The sequence below is a fragment of the Candidatus Nanosynbacter sp. HMT-352 genome, assembly GCF_022819345.1.
Taxonomy (GTDB): domain Bacteria; phylum Patescibacteriota; class Saccharimonadia; order Saccharimonadales; family Saccharimonadaceae; genus Nanosynbacter.
On the sequence record NZ_CP089288.1, the window covers coordinates 59,469 to 71,267 of the forward strand.

12 protein-coding genes and 1 tRNA gene are annotated in these 11,799 nt (G+C 40.4%); 4 read left to right on the top strand and 9 right to left on the bottom strand.

The window, feature by feature from the left end; all coding sequences use genetic code 11:
* Positions 1–3: 3 nt before the first annotated feature.
* From LRM46_RS00325 to pyk, 4 genes are read right to left on the bottom strand one after another with little or no spacing between them, the layout of a single operon-like run.
* On the bottom strand, positions 4–1,242 hold the full coding sequence (locus LRM46_RS00325) for a hypothetical protein (RefSeq protein ID WP_243813128.1): 1,239 nt from the start codon (positions 1,240–1,242) through the stop codon (positions 4–6).
* Between the two features lie 14 nt (positions 1,243–1,256).
* Positions 1,257–2,015: a triose-phosphate isomerase gene (tpiA, locus tag LRM46_RS00330; protein WP_243813129.1), complete on the bottom strand. Its 759-nt coding sequence runs from the start codon at positions 2,013–2,015 to the stop codon at positions 1,257–1,259.
* A gap of 24 nt (positions 2,016–2,039) precedes the next feature.
* Positions 2,040–3,278, bottom strand: a complete 1,239-nt coding sequence (locus LRM46_RS00335; RefSeq protein WP_243813130.1) for a phosphoglycerate kinase — start codon at positions 3,276–3,278, stop codon at positions 2,040–2,042.
* 11 nt (positions 3,279–3,289) lie between these two features.
* On the bottom strand, positions 3,290–4,711 hold the full coding sequence (gene pyk, locus LRM46_RS00340; protein ID WP_243813131.1) for a pyruvate kinase: 1,422 nt from the start codon (positions 4,709–4,711) through the stop codon (positions 3,290–3,292).
* 133 nt (positions 4,712–4,844) lie between these two features.
* Between pyk and LRM46_RS00345 the strand changes: the two genes are divergently transcribed.
* The 3 genes from LRM46_RS00345 to LRM46_RS00355 all read left to right on the top strand — a co-directional run bounded on the left by LRM46_RS00345 (position 4,845) and on the right by LRM46_RS00355 (position 6,532).
* Positions 4,845–5,147 (top strand): hypothetical protein, encoded by a 303-nt coding sequence (locus tag LRM46_RS00345; protein WP_129631446.1) that lies wholly within the window; start codon positions 4,845–4,847, stop codon positions 5,145–5,147.
* Between the two features lie 454 nt (positions 5,148–5,601).
* A complete protein-coding gene (locus LRM46_RS00350) occupies positions 5,602–6,045 on the top strand; it encodes a hypothetical protein (RefSeq protein ID WP_129631449.1) in 444 nt (147 codons plus the stop codon).
* Between the two features lie 4 nt (positions 6,046–6,049).
* Positions 6,050–6,532: a TIR domain-containing protein gene (locus LRM46_RS00355; RefSeq protein ID WP_129631452.1), complete on the top strand. Its 483-nt coding sequence runs from the start codon at positions 6,050–6,052 to the stop codon at positions 6,530–6,532.
* Here LRM46_RS00355 and LRM46_RS00360 read toward each other — a convergent pair.
* The 4 genes from LRM46_RS00360 to LRM46_RS00375 all read right to left on the bottom strand — a co-directional run bounded on the left by LRM46_RS00360 (position 6,507) and on the right by LRM46_RS00375 (position 9,333).
* Complete coding sequence (locus LRM46_RS00360; protein WP_129631455.1) at positions 6,507–6,893, bottom strand: virulence RhuM family protein; 387 nt, start codon at positions 6,891–6,893, stop codon at positions 6,507–6,509. The genes LRM46_RS00355 and LRM46_RS00360 overlap by 26 nt on opposite strands.
* 4 nt (positions 6,894–6,897) lie before the next feature.
* Entirely contained in the window at positions 6,898–8,055 is a 1,158-nt protein-coding gene (locus tag LRM46_RS00365; RefSeq protein ID WP_129631458.1) for a hypothetical protein, read from the bottom strand.
* Positions 8,027–9,037: a DNA-methyltransferase gene (locus LRM46_RS00370; RefSeq protein ID WP_243813132.1), complete on the bottom strand. Its 1,011-nt coding sequence runs from the start codon at positions 9,035–9,037 to the stop codon at positions 8,027–8,029. Before LRM46_RS00370 ends, LRM46_RS00365 begins: the two co-directional genes overlap by 29 nt.
* A gap of 221 nt (positions 9,038–9,258) precedes the next feature.
* Positions 9,259–9,333: transfer RNA gene (locus tag LRM46_RS00375), tRNA-Glu, on the bottom strand.
* Positions 9,334–9,424: 91 nt separating this feature from the next.
* On the opposite strand from LRM46_RS00375, the gene LRM46_RS00380 reads away from it, so the two are divergent.
* The gene (locus tag LRM46_RS00380) at positions 9,425–9,640 is read left to right on the top strand and encodes a hypothetical protein (RefSeq protein ID WP_129631463.1); all 216 of its coding nucleotides are present in this window, start codon (positions 9,425–9,427) and stop codon (positions 9,638–9,640) included.
* Here LRM46_RS00380 and LRM46_RS00385 read toward each other — a convergent pair.
* Positions 9,637–11,796, bottom strand: coding sequence for a sensor histidine kinase (locus LRM46_RS00385; protein WP_243813133.1), 2,160 nt, complete (start codon positions 11,794–11,796; stop codon positions 9,637–9,639). The two genes, LRM46_RS00380 and LRM46_RS00385, sit on opposite strands and share 4 nt — an antisense overlap.
* Positions 11,797–11,799: the final 3 nt, after the last annotated feature.

An 11,799-nucleotide genomic window follows, 5' to 3' on the forward strand; every position in this document is an offset into this window, starting at 1 on the left:
TATCTATTTTATCAGCAAAAAGTACGAAACAGCGCCGCCAGCCATGCCAATTGCTAAAAATAGAACAATAAGCAACGCTATTAATAATCCGGACTTTTTCTTTTCTTTGTCGACTGAAGGTTTGACTTCTGTGGATACAGCAGCAAACATCGGTGCTGGCTCAGAATCCATAGTTTCTTTTTCGGACAATTCGGAAGACTCAATCAAAGAGCTGTCAATGTCAGTGGACATTTTATCGTCTGAATCTTCAGGAACGCCAGCCTCCTCAATTGCTATAATTTCTGGACTCAAATCCATTGGCGAGTCGGGTGCATCACCCAAAGAATTTTCGCTCATGCTGTAATTAGATAAATTGGTATTGTATTGATGTTCCAATTTTACACCCTCAGAATCAGCAGACATAGACGCATCTTCATCACTATTTATCTCAGAACTAGTCATAGTTTGGTTAACAGAACCAAGCGGCCGCTTCTCCACTTCAACATTAGCAATAAACGGAGACTCCAGCGGCGTAGTCATCGGTACAGCAGGAGCTTCGCTATTACTTACAGCTAACGATTGCGCTATCTTATCAGTCAACGACAATTCCCCAGCGGGCGCATCTTCAATCTCCGCAAAAGTAGATTCATTGTGCACATCTTTAAGATCAGGGGTGTCGCTAAGATTATCTGATTGAGCAACTATATCAGACATTTCTTTTCTTACCGCAGAATGCCTATTATTTGCGCTAATCACGTCCACCAAATCAGGCGAAGGCTGAATTGTCGTGCCAGTTCGAGATGGAGCGGGAGTAGCAGGTTTTTGGATAGTGCTGACAGATGAAGGTCTAACAACATCCATGAAACGGCCAGTCGAGCGTCTCGCGATTACTGGCGCAGCTTTGACTTCGCTAGCAGCCACGCCAGGAGTCCTGCTAGCTATTAAATCATTAGCAACTTTCTCGTTCGTAGGGCTATCGACCTCTTTAGGAGTCGCATCGTCGTTAGAAGAGTCTTTTTTTGCTTCAGGCTGAGAGATCGATGATAAAGGAGTAGAAGCAACAGACGAAGGCGTAAATGGAGTTACTGGAGGTGCAAAACTAGTACCAATAGAGTTCTCTGATACAGGTTTTTCCTCTACGGGCGCAGACACAGAAACCTCGCTATTATTTTCATTAGCCACCGCTGGAGCTTCCTTTTCTCGCTGCTTATCCATAAGAGAGCTTACCGCTCTATCCAACTCATCAAAATCAATATCTGTCATATGCCCCCTATTTTTTAACCTTTATGTGCTTTCGAGATTATCTCCTTAAATTGATATGCATCCAAACTGGCTGCACCAACTAATAAACCATCAAGTTCATCAATTGCCAAATAATCTGCGGCGTTTATTGAAGTAATACTTCCACCATAGATAACTCGAACTGATTCCGCCGCTTTTTTACCATACAAATGAGAAATATGTCGTCGAATCATCTGTGTAGCTTTTTTTACATCAGACGCTTTAGCGCTGTCGCCAGTACCGATCGCCCAAACTGGCTCATACGCAATAACCACTTCATCCAGCTCGTCTGCCGTCACATTAGCCAGACCGCTAGTCAATTGATCAACTAGAACATCCTTCGTTTCGCCAAGAGTCTTCTCTTGAATCGTCTCACCAACGCACAAAATCGGATGAATACGATTTCGAATTGCCGCCTGAACTTTCAACCGAATATCTTTTTCGCTTTCAATGAAAATATAGCGACGTTCCGAATGTCCAATTATCACATAATCAGCAATTCCACGAAGATGCGCCGCTGGAATTTCTCCCGTATACGCCCCCGAATCTCGCCAATAGCAATTCTGGGCCGCCAACTTAGCGATTCGACGATTAATTTGTAAACTCAAACTCTGCAGCGTCAAAATAGTAGGCGCCAGCACCACTTCAACATCTCTATGCGACGGCAGCGTGTTCATCAGCTTATGCAAATATAAGCTAGCCTCCTGCATATTGAAGTTCATTTTCCAGTTACCAATGATTAACTTTTTTCTCATGAGATAATCCTTATGCTTAGTTTATCACCTCAAACCGTATGCGTCTAGTAAACTTTCAATTCCAGGCAATTTTTTACCAGCCATCAAGGCCATACTAGCTCCACCACCAGTGGAAACATGGGTAAAATTGGCGCCATCATGCCCGTCCCATTTCAATATAAAATCAGCCGTATCTCCGCCACCAACTATTGAAACGGCTCCTTTATTCTGGGCAATAGCTAGCGCTACTCGCGCTGAACCGATTGCAAAATTATCAATTTCAGCATAGCCCAGCGGACCGTTCCAGATAACCATCTTCGCGCCGGCCAGTATTTTCGTGAATTTCTCAATTGTCTGACTTCCAATATCCAGCGCCATATCTGAGTTCTTTATTTTATCAATATTAACTTCTTGACGAGGAAAATCTTTAGAAATCTCTGGCGCAACCGCCACGTCAATCGGCAATACCAAAAAATCGTCAACATTCTCTGCGCTGACCTTAGCCGCCGCCAAATCATAAATTTCCGCGACAACCTTTTCCATTACTGGCTCAAACACACTCTTGCCGACATTAAATCCACGACAATGTAAAAACGTGTTTGACATAGCGCCGCCAATTAAAATCCGATCCGCCTTTTCAATCAGACGCTTAATCAGTAATATTTTATCACTAACTTTCGCACCACCAATAACCGCAACCAACGGACGTTTTGGCTTATTCATCGCCTCGGTGATAGTTACATATTCTTTTTCTAATAGTAATCCCGCTAGTCCTGGAACACACAACGTAATCGCATGAGTGCTGGCGTGCGCCCTGTGCGCCACAGCAAATCCGTCTTGCACAAAATAATCTGCTCGGACAGCGCGTTGAATTGACTTGGCAAATGTTAAATCGTCAGCCTCCTCCTCGTCATAAAAGCGTAAATTCTCCAACATAAGAATACTGCCTCGTGGCGCGCGGCGAACGGCTTGATGAACAGCTTCGCCCACGCAATCATCCAGCAATTCTACCGGACGGCTCAGCAACTTGGATAGGTGATCTGCAACAACTTTCAGACTAAACTTAAGATCCTTACCTTTTGGTCTCCCCAGATGAGACATGATAACAATCTTGCAATTCTGCTCCAGCAAATATCGGAGTGTGGGCAGCGAAGCACGAATTCTTAGATCATCAGAAATCTGACCGCGCTTTGTTAGCGGCACATTATAATCTGCTCGCAGAAGAATAGTTTTTCCACGTAGATCAACATCGCGAATTGTTTGCTTCGGAAATTTTCTGCCCACCCAAATTCTCCTTATGACAACGTCTTGACTTGGATATTGTCAGTTTTGCCTGGCTCTGGATTGTGGCCACTAACAAGCACAACCGTAACTGGGTCTGCGCCGAAATAGCCTTCTTGTTTCAACTCGTCAGCTAGCTTAGTTGCTGCATTTGGGTCGTTTGGTCGAACGTATGGACGAGAAGCGTACCTTAGCGCCAACTTTTGCGCAGTCTTCACTTCTTCGGTCACGCAAACAATTGGTAGGTTCGGACGATATGCGGCAACGTTAATTGCAGTAGCGCCAGTGTGCGTTTCCGCAATAATAGCTCGAGCCTTAATTCTCCTTGCCAATTGAGCTGCCGTGTAGCTTAAAATCGCGTCAGTTTTTTCACGCATTTCAGCCTTTTCTACCAACATTACTTCACTGTGTTCTTGAGTGTAAATAATAGTCTTGCGCATCGCACGAACGGTTTCAACAGGATATTTACCATTGGCAGTTTCATCAGACAGCATAACTACGTCAGCGCCTTGGATTACAGCATTGGCAACGTCGCTTACTTCAGCGCGACTTGGCTCTGGATTATCAACCATACTACCCATCATTTGTGTTGCAACGATTACTAACTTGCAATATTTACGACACAAGGCAATAATTCGACGCTGTACAACTGGGACAATTTCTGCACCAGCTTCCACCGCCAAGTCGCCGCGAGCGACCATAATACCGTCACTAGCCTTAACGATTTCCTCCAAATTCTCTGGATCAACGGCAGACTTAGTCTCAATCTTGGCAATAATATTGGCTGTCGAACCCAGGTCTGTCAATCGACGACGCAAATCAATAATATCATCAGCTTTTTGGATAAAACTCAATGCAACGTAATCAAAATCTTGGTTCGCGCCCCATTCCAAATCGTTAATATCTTTCTGAGTAAGAATGTCGCCACCAAAATCTGTGTCTGGCAAATTCAAACCCTTGCGACTCATCAAAAAACCGTCATTCTGAACTTCTACGCGAATTGCAGTTGAGCTAACAATTTCTCGCACAACCGTCCTGATCTTGCCGTCAAACATGTAAAGTGGCTCGCCGACTTTCATCTTCTCCGCCAAATTGTACTGCACTGGCAAATTGAAGCTGCCGTCATGCTCATTAATTTCTGAGTCCAAGACCAGCATATCGCCGACCTTAACATTCAGCATATTATCTTTCAAAACGCCCAGGCGAATCTTCGGACCTTGCAAATCTTGTAGAATTGCGACAGGCTTGCCCAGCTGTTTACTAGCTGTGCGCACCCAATCGATCTGCTCAATTCGCTCCTCATTAGCGCCGTGGCTAAAGTTCATACGGATGCCATTAACACCGGCCTCCAACAATTGGTAAACCTTTTCTTGGCTGAACGTTGCTGGCCCAATTGTTGCTAATATTTTTGTTCGTTTAAATATATTATCACTCATTTTTAAAATTATATCACGAAATAACAGTGATGAAAAATGGTACCAGAACACCTTATAATACTTATTTAATGTCAAGATTTGCGTTAATCAAAACTAGCCTACCCATCTCCTTAATGTTAGAATATAAAATATTATGCCAGAAATAGATAAATACATTATCTCAAAAATTCTATTCTTCATTTTCGGATCAACTACTGTAATTATTTTCTTTTTATTCTATACTGGAGTATTTATAAATATCGTTGGATCCATAGAAGCTGCAATTACGATATATTGCATAAACACCGCTCTGCTGATACCCATAACAATCTGGTATGCAATCGAGCGCTCACATAAACCGAAATATAAGGAGAGCGATATACTTGAAGCCTATTCTGAAATGATGTCTCGGACTGACGATGAATCCGCTGCCAAAGAAACTACGAAGCGACAATAAAAAAAGCTCGCCACAATAAGCGAGCTATTCCAAATATTCTTTATGGTACGATTTTATGCCCACACTAGAACCTATTTTAGTACAAAGTCGCAAATCTAATCCAATCTATTTGACGTGCCACGCTGTCTTTGACAGCTAACAATATAAAAGCCAGCTTTTGATTATTTTGAATCTTCTCGACACTTCTTTTAGTGGATGAATTCGGCTTTCACATTTCCCTTTTTCAGCTTCCCCTGATTCGACCGTAAAAAGCGGCACGTCATAAAAGCGACAAAGTTGCTACCTACGGTTTTTAAGCGGTTTTTGTCGCCGCTTAAAAACCGCCTTAATTACCCCCCCAAGAAAACAGAAACAACTGGACAAAAAAGAATTAGATTAAACAGATTAGATAAGTGGCATTTTGGTAGAAATAACTTGATTAAAATTACGCCTCATGTGGTATAATGTAGTTATTATGGGAAGTAAAACCACACCAGACGACAAGCGTTCTCATTTAGAGTTTATACAAGGCGTAATAAATCGTCTGTCATCAAACACCTTTCTTTTTAAGGGCTGGTCTATCACTATAATCGGTGCTGTTTTTACAACAATGATTGCGACTAACAATAACGACTTTCTCTGGCTAATTCTTGGTATAGTTCTGATGTTTTGGGTAATTGACGCCTACTATCTAATGCTTGAAAGAGGTTATCGTAGGCTATACAAGCAGGTCGCGAAAACAAGCTCTGAAAAAATCGATTATGGAATGAATATTGGTCAGTTTATTAAGTTTTCTGCTTGGTTGGAAGCGCTTCGCAGGCCTGTTCTTTTGTTGTTTTATGGCGTAATTCTGATGATTATCATTGGAATTATTATCCATAATAATTTTGATATAAATTTAATAATTATGAGAAAGTAACGGCATGAAAAGGCAGGTGTTTTACAGTTTTCATTTCGATAACGACGTTATGCGGGTTTGGCAAATTCGTAAAATGGGAGCGATTGAAGGCAATGAGCCGGTTGCGCCAAATAACTGGGAACAAATTAAGCGTAGTGAATATGCTGTAAAAAAATGGATTGATGATAACATGAAATATAAAAGTTGTGTTATTGTTTTGGTTGGGTCTGAAACTGCAAGCCGCAAATGGGTAGATTACGAAATACGCAAAGCGTGGAACGAAGGAAAAGGACTTTTTGGTATCTATATTCATAATCTCAAAGACCCAATAACTGGAACCTGCAGAAAGGGAGCTAATCCATTTGATAATGTACTGATGCGAAATGGCCAAAGATTATCGTCTCTTGTTTCATGCTATGATCCAAATAGCTGGGATGCCTACAATGATATTGCGAAAAATCTTGAAAACTGGGTAGAAGAAGCTATTTCAACTCGAGAAAATTATTAGTTGATTTGTTTTTAATCCCTGGAGTAACCCATTCTTGAAATTGCTTGGTTTCAGGCGATTTTAGCATTGTGCCAACGGTGATTATTACTTGTGAATTATAGAAAATTGTGCGATAAAGTTTGCCATCACTAGCTTTGTGAGTAAGAATTGAGCTAACTTGTTTTTTGTTAACTCCGCTATCGGCAAACAGTTTCTTTAACTTTTTGCATATCGTCGACACACTTACGCCATAGAATTTAGACATTTCTTTAGTAGTCATAAGAACATCATTTGCGATTTTTATAACCGCAATCTCTGAGCCGTTACTATTCCTATAGGTATCGCCAACTGTCTCGCTAACCAATCTTATTCTATCATTCATAAAACTATAAGCTCATTATCTTTTCTAGGAAATCCTGACTCTTTACAATATCTATATTATTGTTTGGCTCTTTTATTAAGGTGTCGATAGTTTGCCCACTAAACTGTGAAACTCCTCGTGAATTTCTGCCCGCCCAATGTTTCAGTAGATGTGTTGTATCTCTTAAGTCATCCTGAAACATTGAGATTAAAACTTGTCCGACAACCTGATTAGGCATAATACCTACAAAGTAAAACATAAAAACAGATTTTTCTTTTGCCAAGAATTCTAACATTTTATCGAGATTGTATGCTTTTGGGGCAGAATTTAAGATCATGACCTTTGTTTTTATGTCGGTTGCCGTATTGTATTTATCAAAAACTTTAACAAAATCACCAAGTGTATTTTTTGTGCGAAAGCTCGGTATTCGTTTTGTGCCTTTTTGTAAAGTATGAATGATTTCGCTTCGCAATCTATCATCTTCACCGGCGATTATATACTCAATTACTCGCCCGCGAATATTTACATTATCAATCAGACTCGCTAAAATAATTTCGTTTTTATAAGCTATTGTCATTTGATCAAGCTCTGACTTCAACGTGCTATATTCAGCGGATACTACAAAATCCTTTGCTCTCTGGGGGGATTGCAGTATAACATCTTTATCTATCGCTCGTATATTATATTTGCTACCATTGGGTGAAATGTTGTTTGTTGCTTCAACTAGTCTGGCAAGATTGCCATCAAAGCCAATTTCGGAATGTATTGCAAACAGCTCAGCGAAATTTTTAGGTTCATTATAAATGTCATTAAAGACCTTTACTATGTCGGAGCCGTTGATACTGCCCCGTATATTATCCTCTCTTAATTCTTGTGAACTATGGCTTACTTTAGATAAAAAGGTAGTATTGGCCAAAAATAAATAGTTTTTATTAGGAGTATTTAGGCAAACTACAAAAGGAAAGTCGTCATACTTCTGTAGATTTGAAAGTGAGATAACCGTATTGGAAAAGCTTGTCGATTTGGACGAGCTAAATCGTATTGCAAAAGCATCTGTATAAAATACAGATCTGTCTTTTGTCAGAGAGAATTCTTTTTGAACGAGCTCTTGCAACCTAGCCTTGCCAGCTTGACCATCGAGCCTTTTTATAAAATCAATTAACTTGTAAAGTGAGTTGTCCATTTTTTCCCTTAGTTATTTCTTTGATTTGCGAATTCTCTTTAACTTTTTTCTGCCCACCAAGAGTGTTGCGCTCCCAAAAAACACCGTCTGTATAACCTTGAATAGAGCTGTCATCATCTGCCATTTCTATTCGTTTCTCAGCCCAAGCACAATAAGTTTCATCAAGCTCAATACCAACATATTTACGACCAAGCTTCTTAGCAGTTACGGAAGTTGTTCCGCTACCCAAAAAAGGGTCAAATACTACATCTTTCACATTAGAGCTAGCTAAAATCATTTTGGCAATTAATTTTTCAGGTTTCTGAGTTGGATGGGCGGTATTTTCAGGCATTGACCAATACGGAATTGTACAATCATCCCAAAAATTCGACGGGCAAGTATCCCGAAAATTACCACTTTTAGTTTCTTTCCAATCCTTTGGCTTTCCGTCTTGCCTATATGGAGCAATAACCTTTTTTCTAACTTTCACATCAGCTAAGTTAAAAGTCCAGCGGTCGTTGTTGGTGGCAAACCAAATGTCCTCGAGTCCATTTTTCCAGTTCTCCTTTGCGCCACGTCCTTTTTCTCGTTGCCATGTTATTCGGTTTCTGACATTAAGATATTTTGGCAGAACCTGACCAATGACAACGCTAGTTTTCCAGTCGCAACAAATATAAACACTGGCTTCATCTTTTAATAGCGGCAATACTAGTTTCAGCCACTGCTCAGTATATTTAGCATAGCTCTCATCATCTGTTTGCCTGAACTTACTACCGTTATAATTCTTTGATAAATTGTATGGTGGATCAACAATAAGTAAATCAACGAACTTTTTTGGCATTTTTTTCATAATTTCGAAAGTGTCGCCATTGATTGTTTTGTTTATAATTCTATCGATAGATAGATCTGAATCGCCTTTTATGCAACGATCGAAATATTCTCGACCTTCCTTAAGAGAAAAATCAATAGTTTTGTTCCTATGTGATTTATTAGCCCCAATCATATTCTTATTGTAGCATAAGTTCTTAGAAAATTATAATAGTCCCAATCAAGTTATTTCCACCAAAACGCCACTTTTCTAATCTGTTCAGGCTAGCTCCTTTTGTCCAGTTATTTCTGTTTTCTGAGGTAACTAAAGTGCGGTTTTTGGGTGGTGGCAGGAATTAAGAAATGTAAACCAAAAAATCGTCCAGTTGGGCGACGATTTGGATTTTTATCCTGAAATGGTGACCTTACCGGGAATCGAACCCGGATTGCCAGGATGAAAACCTGGTGTCCTAACCGTTAGACGATAAGGCCACGACTTCAGATATCATAACAAATTATTGTCGAATTGTCTATAGCAAATCAGCCACTTCTCCGCCGTTATCTATTAATGTATAATATTTCCATGACAAAGCAGAAGAAAAAGCGCAATAAAAAATACTCTGGGATGAACGCGACATCTCAGCGACCAAAAGTAACAAGGATTACAGCAACGAATCGCTCCAAATTATCTCAATGGTTTTTCGATCGGAAAAAACTCATTCGCACCATTGGCATGGCGGGACTCGTTGTAGTTGTCTTAATTATCGTTATTTCTGGAATACTGAGTTTATTTCGTTAACGAACTGGCAACTTAAATCCAAAAATGCTACCTTTTCCTTCTTCTGATTCAAAGATCATTTCGCCATCGTGCGATAAAATAACTTTCCTCGCCAAAAATAAGCCAACGCCAGTGCCGTCTGGCCGCTTTTTTCTGGCATTTGTGCCGCGGAAGAATTTGCCAAACAAATTTGCTTGCTCTGATTTTGGCACACCAATTCCCGAATCTTTCACCGTAAACTCAATCGCGCCATTACTATTTTTCAGAGAAATTATTACCTTTTTGTGCGGATTTGAATAGTAAATAGCGTTGTCGATCATATTCAGCATAACTTGACGAATCTTCTCAGAGTCGGCCGTAATCAATGGAACTTTTTTATCAATCTTTAGATCCATTTCGACAGACCTCTGATCAGCCACAACCTTAAGCAAAGCAACTTCATCCCGAAGAATTTGAGCAATGTCTATCTTCTGCTTATCAATATTAAATTTACCAGTCTGAAGCCTAGAAACATTAAGAAAGTCGTTTATTAGCCTAACCATTCGCTCGCTGGAAGAGAATGCCTCTCTAAGAACTGCACGCTGCGTCGGTGTAATCTTACCCAAATCACCCTCCAGCATCATATCCAGATAACCTTTAATACTAGTCAACGGTGTCCTTAACTGATGTGAAGCCATAGAAATAAATTCGTTCTTCGCTTCGTCCAGTCGCTGAAGCTGTCGATTACTGAACCTCAGCTCTTTCGTCGCCTCGTCAATTTTACGCTGCAAACTCTTGTTCAACTCATTTATCTCCTCCAGAGACAAAGAATTTCGAATCGACACCGCCAGTTCCCCAGCAATCGACTCCAGCATTTCAATATCGCGAGAACTATAGCCCAAGCTCTTATGCTCGCCCAGAAATAGAATTCCCGTTTCTTGATTTTGATGCAGCAGCGGCATAACAATTTTCGTGCGATGAATATCCAAAAGTTTCTTCAGTTCTGGATCCTTTACTTGATTTGCCAAAATAACTTCCGGAAAACTGCAATTCTTATAATAGTAATCCATAATCCTGCGAACATCTTCCTCGACAACAGATATTCGTCGCCGACCCGCTCGACCATATATTCCTTTTTCCGGAATACAAAACGCCACTTTTTCCGCCTTAAGAGAAGTTGCTATATAATTGCCAACACGTCGAGTTAGCAATTGCAGATCCGCCGTATAGGTTAATATTTTACTAATCTCACGCGTAAACGTATCAGCGTCATATTCTCCGTAGTAAAAAACCCTATCAGTAAATTTATCAAAGATTTTCTTCACTGGTTGATATACGACCGCCAAAACCATAGCCAAAATCATGTTCATGAGATTTACGTGACTATCAACCGTTAGGCTGCGTTGGAAAACCAAAATTGAAATGACATATGCAGAAATCACGTAAACGACAGCTAGTGCGATTAATAGCAACATATACGAAACACTTCGAGCCACCGCCATTTTTACGTCCATCAATCGGTATCTGACGATGCTATACATAATTGCAAATAAGAAAATAATCGTAGCAATTGGACCAATCCATATATATCGATAATCACCAAGCGCCGGAAGAAACAGATCCACTACAAAGCCAGGAATGCTACATATCAACAGACCAATCATGTAGATCGCGACTTGCTTGCGTCGAACAGGATCTGATTTGCGCCACGCTATATAACCAAAACACATAGAAATTAAGAAGAATACCGAGAAAAAAGTTGCAAAAATAACATAGTTGACTGCATGAATCGGAATTCGAGAAAAATCTACTGGCGTGACAATTTCTGATGTATTGATAATAAACTCAGGCACCAAAATAATATATAGCGAAAAAATCGCTATCAATATACTAGACGCGCAGATAAAACTCTTCGTTGATTTTGTCGATGGAAGAAACGACTTTGTAGTGAAAATAGCCAACGCAGGACAAAAAACAGCCGAAGCGACATAAAACCACCTGGACGCAGTGTCCAATGTTACTTCCTTGTCCGCCAGAGAAAACACTTCAAGTCCAGCCGACCACACAGCCAAACATAAACAAACCAGAAAAAACCAATACTTTGCATCATGACGACGCTTCGACTTTTTAAGTACGAGCACGCCCAAAATTAGCGCCATCAACGCAACTAATCCTAGCACTAACGCCCGTATCATCATACT